Source organism: Streptomyces sp. NPDC014676 (assembly GCF_043084105.1).
Taxonomy (GTDB): Bacteria; Actinomycetota; Actinomycetes; order Streptomycetales; family Streptomycetaceae; genus Streptomyces.
Map to the genome: position 1 here is coordinate 845,350 of NZ_JBIBZI010000002.1, position 22,873 is coordinate 868,222.

At 72.5% G+C, this 22,873-nt stretch carries 15 protein-coding genes; 8 read left to right on the forward strand and 7 right to left on the reverse strand.

The annotated features are described in order from the left end of the window. Nucleotides 1–111 precede the first annotated feature (111 nt). From ACF1DX_RS08370 to ACF1DX_RS08380, 3 genes are all read left to right on the forward strand, one after another. The gene (locus tag ACF1DX_RS08370) at nt 112–2,031 is read left to right on the forward strand and encodes a hypothetical protein (protein WP_391790380.1); all 1,920 of its coding nucleotides are present in this window, start codon (nt 112–114) and stop codon (nt 2,029–2,031) included. A 25-nt stretch (nt 2,032–2,056) separates the two neighbouring features. Next, nucleotides 2,057–2,539, forward strand: coding sequence for a hypothetical protein (locus ACF1DX_RS08375; protein ID WP_391790381.1), 483 nt, complete (start codon nt 2,057–2,059; stop codon nt 2,537–2,539). A gap of 62 nt (nt 2,540–2,601) precedes the next feature. Beyond that, nucleotides 2,602–3,711, forward strand: a complete 1,110-nt coding sequence (locus ACF1DX_RS08380) for a glycoside hydrolase family 26 protein (RefSeq protein WP_391790382.1) — start codon at nt 2,602–2,604, stop codon at nt 3,709–3,711. A 31-nt stretch (nt 3,712–3,742) separates the two neighbouring features. Here ACF1DX_RS08380 and ACF1DX_RS08385 read toward each other — a convergent pair whose 3' ends face one another. Then, complete coding sequence (locus ACF1DX_RS08385) at nt 3,743–6,373, reverse strand: lipopolysaccharide biosynthesis protein (RefSeq protein WP_391790383.1); 2,631 nt, start codon at nt 6,371–6,373, stop codon at nt 3,743–3,745. Then, on the reverse strand, nt 6,370–7,668 hold the full coding sequence (locus ACF1DX_RS08390) for a DegT/DnrJ/EryC1/StrS family aminotransferase (protein ID WP_391790384.1): 1,299 nt from the start codon (nt 7,666–7,668) through the stop codon (nt 6,370–6,372). Before ACF1DX_RS08390 ends, ACF1DX_RS08385 begins: the two co-directional genes overlap by 4 nt. 242 nt (nt 7,669–7,910) lie before the next feature. Here ACF1DX_RS08390 and fahA point away from each other — a divergent pair, with 242 nt between their 5' ends. From fahA to ACF1DX_RS08405, 3 genes are all read left to right on the forward strand, one after another. Then, on the forward strand, nt 7,911–9,125 hold the full coding sequence (gene fahA / locus ACF1DX_RS08395; protein ID WP_391790385.1) for a fumarylacetoacetase: 1,215 nt from the start codon (nt 7,911–7,913) through the stop codon (nt 9,123–9,125). Nucleotides 9,126–9,294: 169 nt separating this feature from the next. Next, nucleotides 9,295–10,233: a M56 family metallopeptidase gene (locus ACF1DX_RS08400; protein ID WP_391790386.1), complete on the forward strand. Its 939-nt coding sequence runs from the start codon at nt 9,295–9,297 to the stop codon at nt 10,231–10,233. Nucleotides 10,234–10,400: 167 nt separating this feature from the next. Next, the gene (locus tag ACF1DX_RS08405; RefSeq protein ID WP_391790387.1) at nt 10,401–12,254 is read left to right on the forward strand and encodes an acyl-CoA dehydrogenase; all 1,854 of its coding nucleotides are present in this window, start codon (nt 10,401–10,403) and stop codon (nt 12,252–12,254) included. Nucleotides 12,255–12,259: 5 nt separating this feature from the next. Here ACF1DX_RS08405 and ACF1DX_RS08410 read toward each other — a convergent pair whose 3' ends face one another. Next, nucleotides 12,260–12,889, reverse strand: coding sequence for a hypothetical protein (locus ACF1DX_RS08410; RefSeq protein ID WP_391790388.1), 630 nt, complete (start codon nt 12,887–12,889; stop codon nt 12,260–12,262). A 517-nt stretch (nt 12,890–13,406) separates the two neighbouring features. Next, nucleotides 13,407–14,897: an alpha/beta hydrolase family protein gene (locus ACF1DX_RS08415; protein ID WP_391790389.1), complete on the reverse strand. Its 1,491-nt coding sequence runs from the start codon at nt 14,895–14,897 to the stop codon at nt 13,407–13,409. A gap of 285 nt (nt 14,898–15,182) precedes the next feature. Between ACF1DX_RS08415 and ACF1DX_RS08420 the strand changes: the two genes are divergently transcribed. Both ACF1DX_RS08420 and ACF1DX_RS08425 read left to right on the forward strand, forming a co-directional pair. Continuing rightward, on the forward strand, nt 15,183–16,472 hold the full coding sequence (locus tag ACF1DX_RS08420) for a sensor histidine kinase (protein WP_391790390.1): 1,290 nt from the start codon (nt 15,183–15,185) through the stop codon (nt 16,470–16,472). Then, a complete protein-coding gene (locus ACF1DX_RS08425; RefSeq protein WP_391790391.1) occupies nt 16,469–17,131 on the forward strand; it encodes a response regulator in 663 nt (220 codons plus the stop codon). Before ACF1DX_RS08420 ends, ACF1DX_RS08425 begins: the two co-directional genes overlap by 4 nt. Nucleotides 17,132–17,482: 351 nt before the next feature. On the opposite strand, the gene recQ is transcribed toward ACF1DX_RS08425, so the two are convergent. From recQ to ACF1DX_RS08440, 3 genes are all read right to left on the reverse strand, one after another. Then, nucleotides 17,483–19,486: a DNA helicase RecQ gene (gene recQ / locus ACF1DX_RS08430; RefSeq protein ID WP_391790392.1), complete on the reverse strand. Its 2,004-nt coding sequence runs from the start codon at nt 19,484–19,486 to the stop codon at nt 17,483–17,485. 165 nt (nt 19,487–19,651) lie between these two features. Next, nucleotides 19,652–21,301: an NADH-quinone oxidoreductase subunit NuoN gene (gene nuoN, locus ACF1DX_RS08435; protein ID WP_391790393.1), complete on the reverse strand. Its 1,650-nt coding sequence runs from the start codon at nt 21,299–21,301 to the stop codon at nt 19,652–19,654. After that, nucleotides 21,298–22,869: an NADH-quinone oxidoreductase subunit M gene (locus ACF1DX_RS08440; RefSeq protein ID WP_391790394.1), complete on the reverse strand. Its 1,572-nt coding sequence runs from the start codon at nt 22,867–22,869 to the stop codon at nt 21,298–21,300. The genes nuoN and ACF1DX_RS08440 overlap by 4 nt, the downstream gene beginning before the upstream one ends. Between the last annotated feature and the right edge of the window lie 4 nt (nt 22,870–22,873).

The following is a 22,873-nucleotide window of genomic DNA, read 5'->3' on the forward strand; positions in this document are numbered from 1 at the left end:
GGGCCGCGCGGAAGGTACCGGACCGCTTCCGCCGCACAGGCGAGTCCGACGTTTTTGGTGTGAAAAGCAGCGGTAATTCCTATACTCGTCGCGGGGGAGGGGAGTCTCGGCGTGCAACAACATGTGCCCGCACCGACCACTGAGAGCAGCGCGCTGCCCAGCCCCGAGCCGGCCACCGGCCCGACGGAGCCGGGAGGGAACTCCGGCGGTGGCCGCGGATCCTGGCCGGTCCCGAGCGGCCCGCCCGACGCCGGGCTGCTGACGCTGCTGCTCGCCGCCGGACTGTGGTTCTACGCGCTGCCCCGCATCGGCTTCCGGGAGATGGGCGACTACGGCCTGCTGGACCGCCTCCCGGCCGCCTACCACCTGTCGCTGCTGGTCCTCACCGCCGGCTTCATTCTCAGCCTGCGGCGCGCGGGCACCGCGCCCTGGTGGCCGGCCGCGCACTGCGCCGCGCTGCTGTTCGCGCTCAAGGCGCCACCGGCGATGCTGTACGACGCCGTGCGCTATCCGTGGGCCTCCAAGCACGACGCCGTCGTCGACACGCTGCTCGCCAACGGTGAACTGCGGCCCGGCGCGGCGCTGTCGGGCAACATGTCCGCGTACGACCAGTGGCCGGGCTTCTTCACGCTCGACGCCGGGCTGGTGCGCGCCTTCGGCGTGGAGAGCGCCGCCGCGTACGCCAACTGGGCGCCGATCGTCCTCGGCCTGCTGACGATGCCGGTGCTCGTCCTGATCTACCGCACCTTCTGCCAGGACTGGCGGCTGGTGTGGACCGCCGTGTGGATCTTCCAGCTCGCCAACTGGGTGGGCCAGGACTACTTCGCCCCGCAAGGGCTCGCGTACCTGTTGCACCTGACCGTCATCGCGGTGGTGCTGCGGCACTTCGTGCGCCCCGGCTCCGCCGGGCGGCTGCGCGACCGCACCTTCCTCGACCCGGCCGCCGCGGCCGTACCGGCGCCCACCGGCACCCGGCAGCGCGCGGTCTGCGTGGTGATCCTCGCCCCGCTGATCGCCGCGGTCAACGCCACGCACCAGCTCACCCCGGTGATGCTCTGCGTCTGCCTGTTCGCGCTCAGCCTCACCCGCCGCTACCGCAACTACGGGCTGCTGGCCGTCGCCGTGCTGCTGATGCTCACCTGGGACCTGACCATGGGGCGGCCGCTGTTCGTCGAGACGCTGTCCACCCTCAAGGAGTCGATCGGCGAACTGACGCAGAACTCCCGCGCGGGGTACGCGGGTGAGCTGACCGGGCCCGGACCCGAACTCGCCGGGACGGCCAACGTGCTGATGGTGCTCGCGGTCGCCGCGCTCGCCGGGGCCGCCCTCGTGCTGCGGCGCCGGCTGGTCCGCGGCGCGCTGCCGCTGCTGCTGGTCTCCGCCGCCCCGGTCCCGCTCTTCGCCGTCAACGACTACGGCGGCGAGATGCTGTTCCGCGTCTATCTGTTCGGCCTGCCGGGCGCGGCGTTCTTCGCCGCCGCCGCGCTCGTGCCCGCCGCCGCGAACGCCCGCCGCGGCCGGGCGCGGGCGCTGCGGCGCGGAGCCGCGGCAGTCGCCCTGCCGGCCGTTCTGCTGGTGCTCCTGGCCGGCTTCCTGCCGTCGTACTACGGCAAGGAGAAGATGTACTACACCCCGCCCGAGGAGACCGCGCTGGTCACCCGCACCCTCGACAACGCCCCCGACGGCTCGCTGATCCTCTCCACCAGCGGTTCCTTCCCGCAGGCGCTGCACCGGTACGACCGCCTGGAACACTGGTTCTTCGCCGAGCAGGAACTGCCCGAGAACGAGCGGATGCTGAAGGACCCGGCCCGCTACCTCGCCGACGGCATCCCGCCGGGCACCAGGACGTACGTCATCCTCACCCGCACCCAGGACGTCTACACCGCCGGCGAGGGCCTGCTGCCGGCCGGCGGCTTCGAGACGCTGCGCACGAAACTCTCCGCCTCACCTCTCTTCCGAACCGTCGAGAACCATGCGTACGGGGTCGTGCTGGAGTACCGCCCGGCCGCCCGAGGAACGACCACAAGGTGATCGAAGTGACGTCGAAGGCCACCCCATGAGCAGCACCGACTCCGCGCACTCCACCGACTCCACGGGCTCCTCCGGAACCGGTGCGGCCCGCGGCCTCAGAAGCCCGCGGGTGACCGGGACGCACGTCAGAGTCCTCATAGGCGCCTCGGGCTGGCTCGCGCTGGCCGCCACCGCCGTCCCCGGCCCCTCGCCGCTGCGCTGGATCCCGGTGCTGGTGTTCACCCTGTTCGGTCCGGGCTGGGCGGCGCTGTACCCGCAGCCGGGCGGCCTGGCCACCGGCGCCAGGCTGGAGGCCGTCGCGCTCGCCGCGCCGATCAGCCTGTCGCTCGGTGTGCTCACCGCCACCTCGCTGTTCCTGGTGGAGGGGTTCTCGGCGACCGCCTTCCTCGTCTCGCTCGCCGTCTTCACCACGGTCGTCGCGGCCCTGCCGGGGCTGCCGCTGCCCGCCGCCCGGCGCGGCGCGGTGGAGCGCGTCAGGCGCAGGCCCGCGGACGGCGGTGGCACATGACGGGGCCGCACCGGCCGCGCGAGCCGCGCAAGCGGTCCAGGTGGCGCGGGCTGAGGGAGGCGGTGCGCGCGAGGCGCGGTCACACGGCGGTCGTCCTGCTGACGGTCCTGACGGTCGCCGCGCTGCTGACCGGGCTCGGGTTCTGGGCCGGCCGTCCCGACGACGTGGACCCCTCCGGTCGGGGCCTGCCCGGCAACGCGGCCTCCGGCGAACTGCCCACCGGCCCCTGCGCCCCCACCGACACGCTGGTTCCGCCCTGCGGCGCCTGGTGGGGGGCGTATGTGCCGTACGCGGCGAACGGCTCCCTCAAGGACGCCGTGCTCGGTTTCGAGGAGCGGATCGGCCGCAGGCTCGACCTCGTCTACAACTACCACGACATGTCGGGCACCGAGCTCGACGGGCAGCTGCTCACCCCCGACGAGCAGGAGCTCGGCGAGGACCGGCTGCTCATGCTGGCCTGGGAGTCCACCGTCTGGACCGAGCCGCACCACGAGAACTGGACGGAGACCCAGCTCGGCTGGAGGAACATCGCCTCGGGGAAGTACGACGAGGAGATCATCGACCCGCAGATCCGGCGCCTCAAGGCCTACGGCAAACGCGTCCTCCTCTCCTTCGACCAGGAGACCGACGCCCGCATCAAGGAGGGCGCGGGCACTCCGGCGGAGTTCGTCGCGGCGTACCGCCATCTCCACGACCGGTTCCGTGAACTGGGCGCCGACAACGTCGTGTGGGTGTGGACCGTCTCCGGCTACCTCGGCAGCGCCAAGGAGATGAAGGCCCTCTACCCCGGGGACGAGTACGTCGACTGGATCGCGATGGACCAGTACAACTACTACGGCTGCCACGACACCACCGACTGGAAGGACTTCCTGCGCAGCCAGCGGCCCAGCTACGAGTGGCTGCGCGCGAACATCACCGACGACAGACCGGTGATGCTGGCGGAGTTCGCCACCGCGCCCGACGCCGACGACCCGGGGCGCCAGCGCGACTGGTACGCCGAGATCCCCGGCGCCGTGAAGAAGCTTCCCGAGGTGAAGGCCCTGGTGCACTGGAACCGGCCGACTTCGGAGAGGCCGGAGTGCGATCTGACCGTCAACGCCGGTCCGGGGCTGGAGGGCTACCGGGAAGCGGGGCGGAACGAGTACTTCCAGCAGCCCGTGCCGCCCCGTTGAGCGGTGGCCGGTGCCCGGCCCTCCCGGCCGCTCAGTGGCCGGGAGGGCCATCCTGTCCGCCGCGGCGTGCGAGCCGTACCGCCGGCACCGCGCGGCTGAGCAGCAGCAGCCCCAGGAGCGTGACCAGCAGGGGCGGCGCGACCGGTGCGAGTGCCTCCCGGAACACCCAGCCGGCCACCCCGGCGAGATACAGCACGCCCCAGCGGACCGGCCACGCCGGCCGCTCGCCCGCGCGGGTGAGCAGCAGCCACAGCGGTACGAGGCACAGCAACTGGAACACCAAGGGGGCCCACCGCAGCACGGCAGCGGGTCCGTCGAGCCCCACCGCCTCCGCGAGGAAGCGGGCCGCGTCGGCGTACAGCGCCCCGTCCACCGGCTCGGGCCGCCACCCGAGGACGACGGGCGCGGTGTGCAGGGCGAGCAGGGCGGAGGTCAGCGCGAGACCGGAGAGCCAGGGGACCGGCCGTCCGAGCAGGGTCACCGAGGCGACGAAGACGAGGAGCAGCACTCCTCCCGCGGCCGACGCGGACAGCGGGAGGCCCTCCAGTATCTGACGCCCCGTGGGCTCACCCGCGCCGCCGGACCGGGGGAGTCCGCGTATCGAGAACCAGAAGACGAGGGTCGCGAGCGCGAGCAGGGCCCAGAGGGTTCCCACGATCCGGCGGTCGGGGGCGGGGTCGGGCGCCGACGGCCCGGCGGAGTCCAGATGCCCGGCGGGACTCGACAGCCCAGCGGAGCCCGGCGGCCCGGCGGAGTCCGCATACCCGGCGCGGTCCGGCAGTCCGGCGCGGCTCGGTGACCCGGCGGAGCCCGGCGGCCCGGCGGGACTCGACAGCCCAGCGGAGCCCGGCGGCCCACCAGGACTCGATAACCCAGCGGGACTCGGATGTCCGGTCCGCGGCGGAGCGCTGAGGGGCGCCTCGGTGGCCCGGGGGGCGTCGTTCGCCTCCGCCGATACCCGCCTCTCCCCCGAGGACACCGCCGGGTGCGCGCGGTTCTCCCCGTCCTCCGCCGGGCCCCCGCCCCGGTCCGGCTCCCCCGACGTCTCCTCCCGGACACCGGTCTCCTCATGAGGCGACCGCTCCTCGCCGCCGGCGCCGTGCCCCCGCTCGTCCGGGGCCGGCGGACGCGCGATGAGCGCCACCGTGTCCGCCTGGAGGGCCTCCCGTTCGTAGCCGGGGCGGCCGATGAACAGCGTGACGGTCTCCTCGTCGTCCTCGCCGCCCTCCGGGTCCTTGTGCTCGTACGCCGCCCGGCGCGCCCAGTTCGTGCCGTATCCGGCGGTGGCGTTGAGCCGGGCCCAGCGCGTGCCGTAGCCGGGGGCCGCGGCGGACCGCTCCACGGGCCCGCCGGTCCTCTCACGCAGCGCCGCACGCAGCCCGACCACCGAGACGGCCGCGATCAGCGTCATGCTGATCAGCACCGCCCATCCGGCCCCCGCGATCCCCGCCGGGGTGAACAGCACGGTCGCGCTGCCCAGTACCAGCGCGCACATCGCACCCTGGAGCACGGCGAGCACACCGGTACGCCCCTGCACCCGCAGCACCCCGATGTACAGCTCCACGACCACGCGGGGCAGCGCGCCGAGCGCGAGCAGCCGCAGCACGGTCGAGCCGTGCTCGGCGTAGTCCGCGTCGAACGGCGTGAGGATCCAGGGCGCGAAGACGACCAGCACCGCGACCACCGGCACCAGCAGCAGCGTCATCCGGCGCAGCGCCCCGCGCACGCCGTCGGCGAGCCGGCGCGGATCGTGCGAGGCGTGGGCGGTGAGCGACGCGGCCATGTTGATGGCCATGAACTCCATCGTGCCGCCGACGGTGTACGCCACGTAGAAGTAGCCGTTCTCCGCCGCGCTGAAGCGGACCGCGACCATCACGGGCAGCAGATTGATCATGGCGAGGCTGAACAGCGCGCCGAGCGAGTCGCCGGCCAGGAAGCGGCCCATGGACCGCAGGCCGGGCGGTTCCACGTCGTGGTCGGCGGCGGCCTGGCGCGGGATGAGCCGGCGGAAGACCAGCCAGCCGAGCGGCAGGGTGGAGAACGCGATGGCCACGGCCCAGGACACGAAGATGCCCAGCACCGGCAGTGCGCTCGCGAAGACGGCCAGCAGGACCAGTTTCCCGACGGAGAACACCGCGTTCCCGGCCGGCACCCACTCGGCCTTGCGCAGCCCCGTGAGCACGCCGTCCTGGAGGGTGAGCAGCGCCCACGCCACGCACGCCGCGACGAACAGCGCCCCGGCCACCGGTGTGCCGAGGGGGGCGTAGGAGGGGCCCCACTGGTCGAGCGTGAGCAGGAAGACGCCCGCGGCCAGGGCGACGACCACCGAACTCGCCAGGTACACGCCCCACACCAGGCGTCCGGTCTCGCGGCCGGCCCGCGGTACGAAGCGGACCACGGCACCGATCATCGTGGTCGCGGTGATACTGGCGAGCAGCCGCATCGCGGCGATCGCGGCGGAGCCCTGGCCGACGGCGTCCTCGGAGTAGTAGCGGGCGGCCACGAGCCAGAAGCCCAGGCCGAGGACGGCGGACACGCCCGTGCTGAGCATCAGGAAGTAGGCGTTCTTGAACAGGGAGTCGGAGCCGGACGGGCTCCCGGCGGGCCGGTCCCCGCCGTCGGCGCGCGCCGCGGCGGGCTCGTGCACCTGGGTGTCGGTCACGGTCCGGCCCCACCCTCGTGGGCCGGTGCTCCCGACTCATCGGCCGGTGTTCCCGGCTCGCGGACCGGTGTCCCCGGCCGTGTCAGGTCCTCCGGTGGTTCGGCCGGCCGGACACCGGACCGTTCCAGCACGTCGACGGCCTCCCTCGCCCGCAGCGGGTCCACCGGCAGCGCGTGCCGCGCGAACCAGCGGGCCGCCTCCGGCGCGGGCGACGGATCCGTGAAGTCCTTCCCCGCGTAGTCGTCGAGGGGCGGGTCGTAGAGATAGCCGACGACGATCCCGCGCCGGGCCAGTGCCGCCATCGCCGCGTCCCGGTCCGCCACCAGCAGCGGCACCCGGAACAGAGGCTGTGCCCGGCCCCTCTCCCCCGGCCGGGCCCACCGGGTCGACAGCAGCAGTTCGGTGCCGTCCCGGCAGGCCCGGAGCACCTCGTCCAGCCGTCCGAGCCGGTGCCGGATCCGCCGCAGCCGCAGCGGTCCCGACCGCAGGCGGTAGGTGTGCATGTCGACGCGGACCCAGGGATCGTGCGCGGTCAGGTCCGGGGCCGCGCCGGCGGCCGCGGCCAGTGCCTCCGGACGCAGCGGCATCCTGATCCCGTCGCGCTCCGTCAGCCCCAGCAGTCCCAGCGCCGCCCAGGCGGCCCGCCGCAGTCCCAGCCCCCGTACGGCGGCCTCGGCGTACGGCCGTAAGACGTAGGCGAGTTCGGACGCCGCCCCGGGCGGGGTGAGCAGCTCGTCGCAGGCCGCCCGCACCGCCTCGGCCAGGCCCGGGTCGGCGAGCGCGAGGATGCCGCCCGCCTGGGCGCCGGCATGCTTGGAAAGGCTGAAGACGGAGGCCTCGCCCCAGGCCCCGACCGGCCGCCCGCCGACCTCGCTGCCGATCGCGTGCGCCCCGTCCTCCAGCAGCGGGATGCCCAACGCGTCGCAGCGCGCCCGCAGTTCCGGCGCCGGGTCCGGGTTGCCGTACAGGTTCGTGGTCAGTACGGCGGACAGCGAGCCCCATGTCCCCTCGGGCACGGCGTCGATGTCGATGGTCCCGTCGAACGGGTTCAACGGCGCCTGCACCGGCCGCAGTCCCGCCGCCAGCACCACGAAGAAGATGACGTCGTCGTTGACCGGCGACATCAGCACCCTGCCGCCCGGCGGGCACCAGTGGCGCAACGCCACGAACAGCCCGAACCTGCATGACGGCACGTACACGCATTCCCGGCCGAGCCGGCCGCGCATGGTCTCTTCCAGCCGTTTCGACTGCGATCCCCGGCGCGCCGAGCGCGGTCCGGCCTCCCCAATGGCCATCCGCCCCCCAGTGTGCCTTCGGAAACGCCCCCTCCCCGAGGCCTTCCGGCACCTGCCCAGAGTCGCCCCGTTCGCACCGCTCCGTCAAGATTGCCTCCCGTTCTGTGGATAACTTCCGGTACGCAAGAGGAAGCGGGGGGCGCCACCACGTCGGCTCTGCCCAAGACCGCCGTGTCACCCGTAACGTGTGGCACGGCCACGGACACGTGGAGCACTTGCACACGAAAGCGAGGCAGCACCCGATGCCCCCCTTCGATGTCCCCGAGGGCGATCCCTTCGGCCCGCACAACCTGCCGTACGGCGTCTTCTCGCCCCCCGGTTCGTCGGAGCGGACCGTGGGCGTCCGGCTCGGCGACCACGTCCTCGACGCCGGTGCGGCGGCACACGCCCTGGGCTCGCCGTACGCCTCCCTCCTCGCCCGTCCGACCCTCGACCCGCTGCTGGCGGCGGGCCGCACGGCCTGGTCGGACGTGCGGCGGGCACTCACGGCGTGGGTGACCGTCCCGGCGCATCGGGAGACCGTGGAGCCGCTGTTCCACCCGCTGTCCGAGGTGACCCTGCACCTCCCCTTCGAGGTCGCGGACTACGTCGACTTCTACGCCTCCGAGAACCACGCCCGGAACGTCGGCCGGATCTTCCGCCCCGACGCCGCCGACTCCCTGACCCCCAACTGGAAGCACCTGCCGATCGGCTACCACGGCCGCGCCGGCACGGTCGTGGTGTCCGGCACCGACGTCGTGCGCCCCTCCGGCCAGCGCAAGGCACCCACCGACGCCGCCCCCGTCTTCGGGCCGTCCGTCCGGCTGGACATCGAGGCCGAGGTCGGCTTCGTGGTCGGCGTGCCGTCCGAGCCGGGCCGGCCGGTGCCGCTCGGCGACTTCCGCGACCACGTCTTCGGGCTCTGCCTCCTCAACGACTGGTCCGCCCGCGACGTCCAGGCCTGGGAGTACGTCCCCCTCGGCCCGTTCCTCGGCAAGTCCTTCGCCACCTCGGTGTCGGCCTGGATCACCCCGCTGGACGCCCTGGACGAGGCCCGCGTCGCGCCGCCGGAACGCACCCACGCGCTGCTGCCCTACCTGGACGACGCGGCCGAGGAACCCGGCGGCTACGACCTGCGGATCACCGTCACCGTCAACGGTCACGTCGTCTCCGAACCCCCCTTCTCCACCATGTACTGGACGGCCGCCCAGCAGCTCGCCCACATGACCGTCAACGGCGCCTGTCTGCGCACCGGCGACCTGTACGGCTCCGGCACGGTGAGCGGTCCCACCGAGCGGGAACGCGGCTCGCTCCTTGAACTGACCTGGAACGGCCGCGACCCCCTCGAACTCCCCGACGGCAAGCGGACGTTCCTGGAGGACGGTGACGTGGTGACGCTGACGGCCTGGGCGCCGGGCCCGGACGGCGTCCGCGTGGGCCTCGGCGAGGTCACGGGACGGGTGGTCCCCGCGGTCTGACCCGCCCGGCCCTTGCCGATCTTCTACGGCCCCTGACTCACACCGCCCTTCGCCGTCATACTTGGCGTCGGGCGGTGTGCGCGTTCGCGCCGCGCTCCCCTCGTACTTCCCGCACGCCCCCAGCACGACCCGAAGCCGCCCTCTTCCGACAGGATCCGGAGCCCGTGGCATGACCGTCTGCCTGCTCCTGCTGAGCGTTGTCGCCGTGACGGCCGCCGTGCCCGTCCCCCGGACGCTGACCCGGGCGAAATGGCCGGAACGGGAACCGGTGGTCGCCCTGTGGGTGTGGCAGTGCCTGGTCGCCACCGTCCTGCTGTGCTGCGTCACGGCGCTCGCCCTGGGAGCCGCCGCCGTCTTCGGCACCGTCCGCGCCCAGCTCTTCGCCCCGGCCCCGCCCGCGGTCACCGCGGCGTACGACCTGTCCGCCGCCTCGCCCTGGACCATCGCCCTCACCGTGCTGCTGGCGTCCGGGGCGGCCTGGACGACGGCCATGCTCGGGCGCGAACTGGTCGAGGCCCGCCGCCGGCGCGCCCGGTCCCGGGCCCATCTGCGGGAACGCGCCCCCGACCTGCCCGCCGGACTCCCCGAGGCCCGCGGTCCCCTGCTGGTGCTGGAGGACGACTACCCCGACGCCTGGTGGATGCCGGGCAGCCCGCCCCAGCTCATCGTCACCACCGGCGCCCTGCAACGCCTCACCGACCACCAGCTCGACGCCGTCCTCACCCACGAGCGGGGCCATGCCCGCGCCCGCCACGACTGGCTGCTGCACCTGTCCACCGCACTGGCCACCGGTTTCCCCCGCGTCCCCCTGTTCGCGCACTTCTGCGAGCAGACCCACCGCCTGGTCGAACTGTCCGCCGACGACACGGCCTCCCGCCGCTGCGGCCACCTGACCACGGCGCTGGCGCTGATCGAGCTCAACCAGCACCGGGGCGTCCTCTCCTGCGCCTCCAGCCACCGCCTCCTCGGCGAACGCGTCGACCGCCTCCTGGAACCCCCGCCCCGCCTCGGCCGCCGCCACCGCGCCCTGACGACGGCCGCGGCGGCGCTGGTCCCCCTGCTCCCCCTGCTGATCACCTTCGCGCCGGGTCTGACCGCCCTGCCGTAGCCGCCGCACGGCCACCGCGGGCCGGGGCCCCGTCGGCTCCGCACATTCGTTCCGCTCCTCAGGCATCACGGAGCGGGAAGGAGTGCAGATACCACCGCCGGGGCTTCCTCAATCGTGGCGTTGATCATGATGTCCGATGATGATCATCGGCGGTAGCTTGTGCGTCCGTGACCGACACTCAGCTCCCTCCCCACCAAGACGTGCCGGACAAACTCGCCACCACTCTGTTCGGCAACCGTGCCACCGCCGTCCACCACCCCTGGAAACGGCTGTTCGGGTCCGCACCGTTCGCCTACCAGGAGGGACTCGCCCACGAGGAGCGCATCCGGCTGTCCTACGAGCGTCTGCGCCTGATCAATCGCACCATCGACGACCCGCTGGCCTTCGCCGACGATCCCGCCGCGCTGAGCGCGATGCACGAGTGGGCCGGCGTCGTCGACGCCGGCATGGCGACCTGCGCCAGCATCCACTACAACTTATTCCTCGGCAGCCTCCTCGATCACGACCACGACGAACGGGATCTGACCGAGTACGTCCGGATGTCCCGCGTCGGAACGTTCCTCTGCACCGAACTCGCCCACGGCAACGACGCCGCCCAGTTGGAGACCACCTGCACCTTCGACCGGACCACCGGCGGCTTCGTCCTCCACACCCCCCGCCCCGAGGCCTGCAAGTGGATGCCCAACACCAGTCCCGTGGGCGGGCCCAAGGACGCCGTGGTCGCCGCCCGCCTCCTCGTCGACGACCGCGACCTGGGCGTGTTCCTGTTCCTCACCCCGCTGCACGACGCCCACGGCATACCGCTGCCCGGCGTGGAGATACGCCGGCTGCCCCAGACCGCCAGCAGCCCCGTCGACCACTGCGCCACCGCCTTCCACCACGTCCCGCTCCCCCACACCGCGCTGCTGCAGGGCGATCACGGGCGCCTCACCCGTGACGGGCACTTCACCAGCAGCCTCGGCAGCCCCCGCAAACGGTTCCTGCGCTCCATCAGCCGCGTCACCCTGGGCAAGCTCTGCATGAGCGCCTACAGCCTCGGCACCACCCGCCACGCCCTGGCCGTCGCCGTCCGCCACGCCCACAACCGCCACACCTCCGGCATGACCGGCGGGCACAAGGTGCCGCTGTTCGCGCACCGCAGCCACCACGGACCGCTGCTGGAGGCCACCGCCACCGCCTACGCCGCCACACTGCTGCAGCGCAGCGTGACCCGGCAGTGGGCCGAAGCCCCGGACGACGACGTGGCGGACCGCGAGCGGCTCATCGCCGTCACCAAGGGGTGGATCACCTGGCAGGCCCGCGCCATCATGACCGAGTGCCGCGAACGCTGCGGCGCCCAGGGCCTGATCCTCGCCAACGGCATCGCCGGCCAGCTCGCCGCGAACGAGGGCACCATCACCGCCGAAGGCGACAACAAGGTGATCTGGGTCAAGGCCGCGGGCGAGATGTTGCTCGGTGGCCTCGTACTCAAGCCGGTCAGCGAGATCCCGCCCGAGCAGCGCCCGCTGACGGACGCGCAGCACCTCCAGGACCTCCTGGCGGACATCGAGCGCACATGGCACGAGCGGGCCCGCACCCGGCTCCGTACCGGACGGGCGCCCTCCCCTCTGGCGCGGTGGAACGCGACCGTCACCCCCGCGCTCGAACTCGTCGACGCACACGCCCACCGCCTGGCCGGCCAGGCGCTGTCCGACGCGGCCGCCCAGGCGGACACCCCGCGGGCCCGGCAACTGCTCACCGGTCTGCACCGGTTGTTCGCCCTCCGCCGGATCGCCGCGCACAGCGGTGACCTGCTGGCCCAGGGGCGGATCACCGCGGACCAGGTGCTGCAGCTCCCCGACGCCGTTGACGACGTGGTCATGGCCTTGGAGCCCCACGCGCTGACGCTGGTCGGAGGATTCGACGTGCCGGAGGAACTGCTGCGCAGCCACCCCGTGCTGCACTCCGCGCACGCGGCGGACCCGGCGCCGGCCCAGCAGCCCCGGCCCGGCCGGCCCGGTCAGTCCGTCCAGTCCGGCTAGCCCGGTCAGCAGTACAGGGCGCGGTGGCAGGAGTAACCGAACGCGTTGCCGACGCTGAGGACGTACACGATGCGGCCGCAGAAGTCACGGTAGTCGGTCCGCTGGGCCTCATCGAGGGCGAGGGAGGTGACCGGCCCGGCTGGCGAGACCCGTTGGAGCAGCTCCAGCAGACGCCGGGGCGCACTGAGTTCCATCACCTCCACCGCACGCCGGAAGTCGTCGACGAGGTCCGGCCCGTGGTCGGCCACTTCGTCGAGAGCCTCCGCCAGAGGGTCGTCGGTCCTCGTCCGCGCCTCCCGCAACAGGTCGCAGCAGGCCCGCAGGGTGCACAGGTGACCGAGTGGCAGCTTCACGGCGTACAGGCTGGGCAGCTCACGGCCGTCGGGGCCGTGAAGGGCGTAACCCACGCTCGTGTGCTGCTCCGGGCCGACCGCCGCGGTGGTCTCCGGCCACCGCAGGGGGGCGGGCAGGCACTGCCGAATCCGGTCCCAGCTGTCGTAGGCGGTGCGGATGAGCTTGGCCTCGGTGCTGTCGAGGTCGGGCAGGCAGAAGTAGTACAGGTGGTGCAGCAGGGGCTGCTCGATCGCGGTGAACTTGCTGATGAACACGGGGTCGTCGGGTACCAGGATCTGCATCGCGCATCCTTCTGTCCATCGGCGGTGCAGGAGTTCAGACGCCGGGTGCGAACAAGATAGTGAGGACGTGGGCTCCCGGGGGCACGGGCCGACGAAAGCCCGGCCCGGCCCGCGCCGGAACCGGAACCGGTACGGATCCCGGCCCCGGCGCGGGAGCTTACGGCGGACGGGTCGGCACCCGGGAGCACCCGAACGGAAACAAGCGGTAGCCGCCGGCCCAGGTCATGATCCGGTTGCGGCCACAAGGACGCTGACGCAGTTCTCGTACGCGCGGCGGGCCTTGTACTGAGGCGGGACCACCGGGGCGTCCTGGGCGGCGTCGAGGAATCGGCAGCGGGCGAGAAGTCCGCGGTGCACGGAAGGGGTGGCGCTGACGCGGAGCGCGCAACCCTGGCCGCGCCGTACGGTCACGCCGTGGTCGAGGGCGGCCCGCTCGGCGGGATCCAGCTCGGCGCAGCGGACTGCGCTCCGGCCGGGAAGGGGAACGGCCGTGCCGCGGCTGCCGCGGCGCAGCGGATCAGTGGCTGTCGTCCGGGCGGTAGACGCTGAGGTCGCCGTAGGCCGACAGAACGGCGGCCGGATCGCCGGGTCCGTGCCGCAGGGTGGTGTCCAGGAAGGCGAGCGTGGTCGCAGCGACGACGTGCGGGCTCTCGGCGCGGCCCAGGGACCCGACCATCGAGGGCACAGGCGGCAGGTACAGGGGGGCGTCCATGAAGGTGAGGTGTGCGGCGCCGGGGACGGTGAGCCGGTAGCTCGTCGCGGTGCTGAGCTTGAGGACCTGGGTGAGGCGGGGGATGTAGCGCGGGTCGGTGTCCGGGGTGATGGCCTGGGTGAGCACGAGCGCCGGCTGGCGGTAGGAGCGCGGATCGGGGTCGCGGGGGTAGCCGTCCAGATTGATGACGGCGTCGAACCGGCGGTCCTGGCGGGCTGCCTGCAGGGCGGCGGCGCCGCCCAGGGAGTGGCCGGTCACCGCGGCCCGGCCGGTGTCCAGGCGTCCGGCCAGCGGGCCCGCGATCCCACCTTGGTCCGGACGGCCCAGCTGGGTGAGGACGAAGCTGAGGTCCGCGGCCCGGATTCCCGTCGTCTCGACGGCCCGTTCGTTGTCTTCGTCGTCGTCGCCGGTGGAGACGATCTCGGTGTTGACCGTTCGGCCGTCGGCGAGGACAACGGCGGCGGAGTCGTACGGGTGGTCGAGGGCGGCGACCACATAGCCATGGCTGGCCAGTTCCTCCGCCCAGGCGGTGTTCTGGGTGCGCACTCCGCCCAGTCCGGGAGAGAACAGCACGACCGGGAACCGTCCGCCCTTGTCGGCCACCGGAGCGTTGAAGACCGCGTGGGTGCGGGCCCGCGGGACGCCGTCGACCAGGAAGCCGGGCAGTCCTGCATAGCGCGCGAGGGCGTCGGAGACGGTGCGCGCCTCGCGCTCCGTGCGTCCGACGTACCGGGCCCGCTGCGTGCCTGCGGGGCTCTTCCGCGCGGGGTACCAGAGCTGGACCACGAGCGTGCGCCGGTCGTGCGGGTCGGCGGTGGCGGTCTCGGGGCGGTTCGGATCGGTCCACTGCGTCACGCGGGTGCCGACCGCGAAGTGGCCGGACGGTTCGGGGAACACGGGGACGGGAAAGGCCCAGGCGGCCGACGGGCCCGTGGCGATCAGGCCGACGCAGGCCACCGATCCCGGCAACGCCAGCCACCATCGGGCCCGCCACGCCGGCCGGCCGGTACGTCGTCGCAGCAGAGGAGAGACGGCGAACGGCAACGCGAAGGCGGCGCCCGCCAGTACCGGCAGCATCTGCCAGCGGATCCCCACCACACTCAGCACGATCGCGGACAGCACGAGAACCGCCCCCGCCGCGATCGTGACGCGTGGGCGGGCAGCGGGGGGAAGCCAGCGCGCCACCACCAGCGCGGCAGCACCCAGCAAGGCGAGGATTTCCAGGGGGGACATCTGCAGTCCCGTGATGATCTCTGTCACCCGGCCATCCTCGGCGCGGGGTACGCGCTGCCGCATCGGTCCCGGGTCGCCCTCGTGTGCGGCCGGAGTCGCAGTCGAGCACGCCAGGTGAACGGTCGCTTTGCGACCGTGGAAGGCAGCAGGACTCATCCTGCGGTCGTACGTCGGCGCGGTGCCGTCAGACGGTGGGCTCATGTGCTTCGCGGGCCCGCGGCCTAGCGTGGCAGGGCCGCGGTGCACGCCGGAGGGCGCGGGGTGTGCGCTCCTTGTACCCGACCCGGCTGTACACGGTGGTGGCCCCGGTCGGGGCCGCCACGATGCTGAGACCGACAGGGACGTGTCATGACCGAGGTGGCCTCGGAGCCGGGCAGTGCCCACCCGGCCCGCTGCCGGGACCGCGTGCGGCGGACGAGGACGGCCGTACGGCTGACGAGGTACGCCGACCTGGCCTCCGTGCGAGCGGCGCGACGGGGGAGAGCCGCCCGGCGCCGGGGCCTCCGGCTGCCGCCCGTGGTGTGGGGTTCGCTGTTTCCGGCGCTGCTCCTGCTCAACATCATGACCACGCGCGCCCCGCAGGAGCTCCCGGTGGCCGTGGCCCTCACCGCCGCCCTTGCGCTGCCCCTGGTGTGGCGGCGCCGGGCCCCGCTCACGGTGTTCGGCGCCGTGGCAGCCGCGGCCTTCGTCCAGTGGCTGATGGACGTCCAACTGCCGGCGGACATCGCCTTGCTGGTGGCTCTCTACACGGTGGCCGCGAACTCGGGCCGGCGCGGCACGCTTGTCGCCGGTGCCGTCGTGGAGGGCGGAGCCCTGCTGGCCTGCCTGCGCTGGGCGACGGAAGGAGCGTTCCTGACGCCCTTCGTCGCGGTGACCGCGATGGTCGTCGCCGCGGCCGTCCTGGGGGTGAATGTGCGGACCACGCGCGCCTACCTCGCGGCCCTGGAGGAACGGGCCGCACGCCTGGAGCAACAACAGGACCAGCAGGCGCGCCTGGCCGTCGCCGAGGAGAGGACACGTATCACCCGGGAGATGCACGACATCGTCACCCACAACCTGTCCGTCATGGTCGCGCTCACCGACGCCGCCGTCTACGCGCAGCACCGGTCGCCCGACAAGGCCACCACCGCGATGCTCCAGATCTCCGAGACGGGCCGCCAGGCCCTGACCGACATGCGGCGCTCGTTGGGCATCCTGCGGACCGACGAACCGGACGCGGAGCGCCACCCGTTGCCCGGCATCGCACAACTGGCCGCCCTCGCCGACCAGATGTGCGCTGCCGGGCTGCCGACCGGACTCGAGGTCCAGGGTGGCCACACCCACATACCCGCCACCGCACAACTGACCGTCTACCGCCTGGTGCAGGAAGCCTTGACCAACACCCTCAAGCACACACCCACCGGCACGCACGCGAAGGTCCGGATACGGTGCTCAGCCGAGACCGTCACCGTGGACGTCACCGACAACGGCCCCTGCCCGCCGCTTCCCGGCGCCACACCATCCGGCCACGGCATCCCCGGCATGCGCGAGCGCTCGGCCGCCTACGGGGCGAAGTTGCGGGCCGGACCGCTTCCGGGCGGCGGCTGGGGAGTCCACACCCGCCTCTTCCTCGACAGCGGCGGGACGGCGTCCGCATGACGATCCGAATCCTGATCGCCGACGACGAGGCACTGCTCCGGATGGCCTTCAGCACCATCCTGGAGGCCCAGCCCGACATGGCACCGGTCGGCGAAGCCGCGGACGGCATCCAGGCCGTACGCGTCGCCCGCGAGCTGCGCCCCGATGTCGTCCTCATGGACGTCCGGATGCCCGGGACCGACGGGATCGAGGCGACCCGGCAGATCATCCGGATCTCCCCGCAGAGCAGAGTACTGATCCTCACGACTTTCGACCTGGATGAATACGCCTTCGCCGGACTCAACGCCGGCGCCTCGGGCTTCCTGCTGAAGAACACCAGGCCCGAGGAACTGCTCACCGCGATACGCAGCGTGGCCGCGGGCGACGCGGTGGTTTCCCCGCGCATCACCCGCCGCCTGCTGGAGAACTTCCGCCCGCACATCCCCGACGGCGGCAGCGCCGACCGCGACGAGCGGCTGAGCCGGCTCAGCGCCCGTGAGCGCGAGGTGCTCATCCAGGTCGGCTGCGGCCGGTCCAACACCGAGATCGCGGCCACCCTGTACCTCGCGGAGGCGACCGTGAAGTCCCATCTGGGGCGAATACTGCACAAGCTCGAACTCCGCGACCGGATACAGGCCGTGATCTTCGCTTACGAAAGCCGCCTCATCCACCCGGCATGAGGTCGGCAGGCAGCGGTGTGACACTGGGTCCGCCAAGGCGGTCAAGGGCACCGGCATCGAGCCGCGAGGCAGAACGGGCACGTCACCGAACCGGAATCAAGATCTTCCCGCTACCGCTGATTTCCGTTCCGACACTCCCCGAGAGCCGGGTCCCGCGGCCGGCACGGGTCCGGCACGCGTCCGGCGCCGGAGGGCCGTCCGGTCAACGCGAGCGAGGACCTCGCCGGACTCTTCGTCCCACCGCCCGGCCGCGCACCGCGCCCGGTGGCACGCCGCCTCCGGTGGCGGCGTGAGCGAGCGTTCGGGACGGGTGCGGAGCAGCCCGGCCGGCTCGTGCCCGGTCCCGGCGGCCTAGGTCCAGTCCGGTTCCGGCTCCTCCTCGGGCCAGTCGTCCGGACCGGGAGCGTGCGGACCGCTGGTGTCCGGGCCGGGCGTGCCGGGACCACCGGTGTCCGGGCCGGGCGCGTCCGCGTTCATGGGGCCGGAAGCGGCTCCGTCGGGCCCCTCCAGTCCGGCCAGCACCGCCACCACGCCCTCCCCGTACGTCGCCAGCTTCTTCTCCCCCACCCCGCTGATCCCACCGAGCTCGGCCACCGACGTGGGCCACACCGTGGCGATCTCCCGCAGCGTGGCGTCGTGGAAGATGACGTACGCCGGAACCCCCTGCTCCCGGGCCTGCTCGGCGCGCCAGGCGCGCAGCGCCTCGAACGCGGGGACGAGCTCCGGGGGCAGCTCGGCGGCGGCGGCCTTGGCCTTGCGCTCGCCCCGTCCCGAACCCGACCCGCCCGACCGGGAGGTCACCGGCTTCTTCGGCTCCTTGCGCAACGGCACCTCCCGCTCCCGCCGCAACACCGCCCCGCTCGCCTCGGTCAGCACCAGCGTGCCGTACTCCCCTTCGACGGCGAGCAGCCCCTGGGCGAGCAACTGGCGCACCACGCCCCGCCATTCCGCCTCGGTCAGCTCCTCGCCGATGCCGAACACGGAGAGCTGGTCGTGGTCGAACTGGATGACCTTGGCCGTGCGCCGCCCCAGCAGGATGTCGACGATCTGCACCGCGCCGAACTTCTGCCCGCGTTCCCGCTGCAGCCGCACCACCGTGGACAGCACCTTCTGCGCCGCGACGGTCCCGTCCCAGGTCTCCGGCGGGGCGAGGCAGGTGTCGCAGTTGCCGCAGGCCCCCGAGTCGGGGTCCTGGCCGAAGTAGGCGAGGAGCTGGCCGCGCCGGCACCGGACGGTCTCGCACAGGCCGAGCATCGCGTCCAGGTGCTGGTTCGCCCGCCGCCGGAACGCCTCGTCGCCCTCGCCGGACTGGATCAGCTTGCGCTGCTGTATGACGTCGTTGAGCCCGTACGCCATCCAGGCCGTGGACGGCAGCCCGTCGCGCCCCGCGCGGCCCGTCTCCTGGTAGTAGCCCTCGACGGACTTGGGCAGGTCGAGGTGGGCGACGAACCGGACGTCCGGCTTGTCGATGCCCATGCCGAAGGCGATGGTCGCCACCACGACCAGGCCCTCCTCGCGCAGGAACCGCGCCTGGTGCGCGGCGCGCGTCCCCGCGTCGAGGCCCGCGTGGTACGGCACCGCCTCGATGCCGTTGCGGGAGAGGAACTCGGCGGTCTTGTCGACCGAGTTGCGCGACAGGCAGTAGACGATGCCCGCGTCCCCGGTGTGCTCCTCGCGCAGGAAGCTCAGCAGCTGCTTCCTGGGGTCCGCCTTGGACACGATCCGGTACTGGATGTTGGGCCGGTCGAAGCTCGCCACGAAGTGCCGGGCGTCCGGCATGCCGAGCCGCTCGGTGATCTCCCGGTGCGTGGCGTGCGTGGCGGTCGCCGTGAGCGCGATGCGGGGCACGTCCGGCCACCGCTCGCCGAGCAGCGACAGCATGAGGTAGTCCGGCCGGAAGTCGTGCCCCCACTGGGACACGCAGTGCGCCTCGTCGATCGCGAAGACGGAGATCTTGCCGCGCGAGAGCAGGTCCTGGGTGCTGTCCAGCCGCAGCCGCTCCGGGGCGAGGTACAGCAGGTCCAGCTCGCCGGCGAGGAACTCCGCCTCGACGACGCGCCGCTCGTCGAAGTCCTGCGTGGAGTTCATGAACCCGGCCCGTACGCCCAGCGCCCGCAGCGCGTCCACCTGGTCCTGCATCAGCGCGATGAGCGGGGAGACGACGACTCCCGTGCCCGGTCTGACCAGGGCCGGAATCTGGTAGCAGAGCGACTTGCCGCCACCGGTCGGCATGAGCACGACGGCGTCGCCGCCCGTGATCACGTGCTCGATGACCGCTTCCTGCTCACCGCGGAAGGCGTCGTACCCGAACACCCGGTGCAGCGTGGCCAGTGCCTCGCTCTCCGTCACTGTCATCCCGTCACTACCGCCCGTCACCGTGCCCCCGTGAGCCGTCCCTCGACCACTGCCTCCACGATAGGGGTCCGCACCGACAGCCCCCGGAGTTGTCCACAGGCCCGTCCGTACGACAACGGCGGCCCGGCTCCCCGAAGGGTGCCGGGCCGCCGTCGGCGGGCCGGGTCAGCGCACGAACACTCCCGCGTCCCCCGCCAGCTCCAGGAAGTACTGGGGTGCGACGCCCAGGACCACCGTGACGGCCACGCCGACCGCGATCGCCGTCATCGTCAGCGGTGACGGCACCGCGACGGTCGGGCCCCCGGGGCGCGGCTCGCTGAAGAACATCAGGACGATCACGCGGATGTAGAAGAACGCCGCGATGGCCGACGAGATCACACCGACCACGACCAGCGGGGCCGCCCCGCCCTCCGCCGCCGCCTTGAACACGGCGAACTTCCCGGAGAAGCCGGAGGTCAGCGGGATGCCCGCGAAGGCCAGCAGGAACACCGCGAACACCGCCGCCACCAGCGGGGAGCGTCGGCCGAGCCCCGCCCACTTCGACAGGTGCGTCGCCTCGCCGCCGGCGTCCCTCACGAGCGTGACCACCGCGAACGCGCCGATCGTCACGAACGAGTACGCCGCCAGGTAGAAGAGGACGGACGAGATGCCGGACGGCGTGGTCGCGATGACACCCGCGAGGATGAAGCCCGCGTGCGCGATCGACGAGTACGCCAGCAGCCGCTTGATGTCGGTCTGGGTGATCGCCACGACCGCACCGGCCAGCATGGTGACGATGGCGACGGCCCACATGACCGGCCGCCAGTCCCAGCGCAGGCCCGGCAGCACGACGTACAGGATCCGCAGCAGCGCGCCGAACGCCGCCACCTTGGTCGCCGCCGCCATGAAGCCCGTCACCGGCGTGGGGGCGCCCTGGTACACGTCGGGCGTCCACATGTGGAAGGGGACGGCGCCGACCTTGAACAGCAGGCCCATGACCAGCAGCGCGGCGCCGACCAGCAGCAGCGCGTCGTTGCCCATGGTGTCGGCGAGCGCCGGGGTGACCTCCGGGACGGTGCCGTCGACGACCTGGGCGATCGTGGCGTACGACATCGAGCCCGAGTAGCCGTACAGCAGGGCGATGCCGAACAGCGTGAAAGCGGAGGCGAACGCGCCGAGCAGGAAGTACTTGACCGCCGCCTCCTGCGACATCAGCCGCTTGCGGCGGGCCAGCGCGCACAGCAGGTACAGCGGGAGCGAGAGGACCTCCAGCGCCACGAACAGCGTCAGCAGGTCGTTGGCCGCCGGGAAGACCAGCATGCCGGAGACCGCGAAGAGCAGCAGCGGGAACACCTCGGTGGTGGTGAACCCGGCCTTGACCGCCTTCTTCTCGCTGTCGCTGCCCGGTACGGACGCGGCCTGCGCGGCGAAGGAGTCCACCCGGTTGCCGTGCGCCTCCGGGTCGAGCCGGCGCTCGGCGAAGGTGAACAGGCCGACCAGGGCCGTCAGCAGGATTGTGCCCTGGAGGAACAGGGCCGGCCCGTCGACGGCGACGGCGCCCATCGCCGCGATGCCCGCCTTGGTGGTGCCGTAGCCGTCCGCGGCGAGCGCCACGACCGCGGCGAACGCGGCGACCAGCGCGACCACGGAGACGAACATCTGCGCGTAGTAGCGCGACTTGCGCGGGACGAACGCCTCGACCAGCACCCCGAGGACCGCCGCGCCGACGATGATCAGGGTGGGCGCGAGCTGCCCGTATTCGATCTTCGGCGCGTCGATCTTGGAGATCGGGTCGACCGCCGTTGTCCACAGGCTGTGGACGGCTGTTGCGCTCACTTGGCCGCCTCCACCTCGGGCCGGGGGTCCTGCTTCTGTACGTCGGACATGGTGTGCTTCACCGCCGGGTTCACGACGTCCGTGAGGGGCTTCGGGTAGACGCCCAGGAAGACCAGCAGCACGACCAGCGGCGCCACCACCGCGATCTCCCGCACCCGCAGGTCGGGCATCGCGGAGACCTCGGGCCTCACCGGGCCGGTCATCGTCCGCTGGTACAGGACGAGGGTGTAGAGCGCGGCGAGGACGATGCCGAAGGTGGCGACGATGCCGATCACCGGGTAGCGCGTGAACGTGCCGACCAGGACCAGGAACTCACTGACGAAGGGCGCGAGCCCCGGCAGCGAGAGCGTCGCGAGCCCGCCGATCAGGAAGGTGCCGGCGAGCACCGGGGCGACCTTCTGCACACCGCCGAAGTCGGCGATGAGCCGGGAGCCGCGCCGCGAGATCAGGAATCCGGCGATCAGCATCAGCACGGCGGTCGAGATGCCGTGGTTGACCATGTAGAGCGTCGCCCCGGACTGGCCCTGGCTGGTCATCGCGAAGATGCCCATGATGATGAAGCCGAAGTGCGAGATCGACGCGTACGCGATCAGCCGCTTGATGTCGCGCTGGCCGACCGCGAGCAGCGCCCCGTAGATGATGCTGACGACCGCCAGGACGAGGACGACCGGCGTCGCCCACTCGCTGGCCTCCGGGAACAGCCCGAGGCAGAAGCGGAGCATCGCGAAGGTGCCCACCTTGTCGACGACCGCCGTGATCAGCACGGCCACCGGGGCGGTGGACTCCTGCATGGCGTTGGGCAGCCAGGTGTGCAGCGGCCACAGCGGCGCCTTCACCGCGAAGGCGAAGAAGAAGCCGAGGAACAGCCAGCGCTCGGTGCTGGTCGCCATGTCCAGCGAGCCGTCGGCCCGTGCCTCGGCGATCTCGGTGAGCGAGAAGTTCCCGGCGACCACGTACAGCCCGATCACCGCGGCCAGCATGATCAGACCGCCGGCCAGGTTGTAGAGGAGGAACTTCACCGCCGCGTACGACCGTTGCGTCGCCGCCTTCTCCTCGCCGTGCTCGTGCGCACGGTCCCCGAAGCCTCCGATGAGGAAGTACAGCGGGATGAGCATGGCTTCGAAGAAGATGTAGAAGAGGAAGACGTCGGTGGCCTCGAAGGAGAGGATCACCATCGCCTCGACGGCCAGGATCAGGGCGAAGAAGCCCTGCGTCGGCCGCCACCTCTTGTTCCCCGTCTCCAGCGGGTCGGCGTCGTGCCAGCCCGCGAGGACGATGAAGGGGATCAGCAGGGCGGTCAGCGCGATCAGCGCCACCGCGATGCCGTCCACGCCCAGCTCGTACCGCACGCCGAAGTCCGCGATCCAGGCGTGGGACTCGGTGAGCTGGTAGCGGTCGCCGTCCGGGTCGAACCGCACCAGGACGGTGATCGCCAGCACGAGTGTGGCGAGCGAGAACAGCAGGGCCAGCCACTTGGCGGCCGTGCGCTTCGCGGCCGGTACGGCGGCCGTGGCGATCGCCCCGATGGCCGGGAGCGCCGCCGTCGCCGTCAGCAGAGGAAAGGACATCGGT

Excerpts from the sequence above, each read along its gene's own strand:
- ACF1DX_RS08375 (WP_391790381.1), top strand. The coding sequence starts at position 2,057 with ATGAGCAGCACCGACTCCGCGCACTCCACCGACTCCACGGGCTCCTCC.
- ACF1DX_RS08390 (WP_391790384.1), bottom strand. The coding sequence starts at position 7,668 with ATGGCCATTGGGGAGGCCGGACCGCGCTCGGCGCGCCGGGGATCGCAG.
- fahA (WP_391790385.1), top strand. The coding sequence starts at position 7,911 with ATGCCCCCCTTCGATGTCCCCGAGGGCGATCCCTTCGGCCCGCACAAC.
- ACF1DX_RS08400 (WP_391790386.1), top strand. The coding sequence starts at position 9,295 with ATGACCGTCTGCCTGCTCCTGCTGAGCGTTGTCGCCGTGACGGCCGCC.
- ACF1DX_RS08410 (WP_391790388.1), bottom strand. The coding sequence starts at position 12,889 with ATGCAGATCCTGGTACCCGACGACCCCGTGTTCATCAGCAAGTTCACC.
- ACF1DX_RS08415 (WP_391790389.1), bottom strand. The coding sequence starts at position 14,897 with ATGCGGCAGCGCGTACCCCGCGCCGAGGATGGCCGGGTGACAGAGATC.
- ACF1DX_RS08420 (WP_391790390.1), top strand. The coding sequence starts at position 15,183 with ATGACCGAGGTGGCCTCGGAGCCGGGCAGTGCCCACCCGGCCCGCTGC.
- ACF1DX_RS08425 (WP_391790391.1), top strand. The coding sequence starts at position 16,469 with ATGACGATCCGAATCCTGATCGCCGACGACGAGGCACTGCTCCGGATG.
- recQ (WP_391790392.1), bottom strand. The coding sequence starts at position 19,486 with ATGACAGTGACGGAGAGCGAGGCACTGGCCACGCTGCACCGGGTGTTC.
- ACF1DX_RS08440 (WP_391790394.1), bottom strand. The coding sequence starts at position 22,869 with ATGTCCTTTCCTCTGCTGACGGCGACGGCGGCGCTCCCGGCCATCGGG.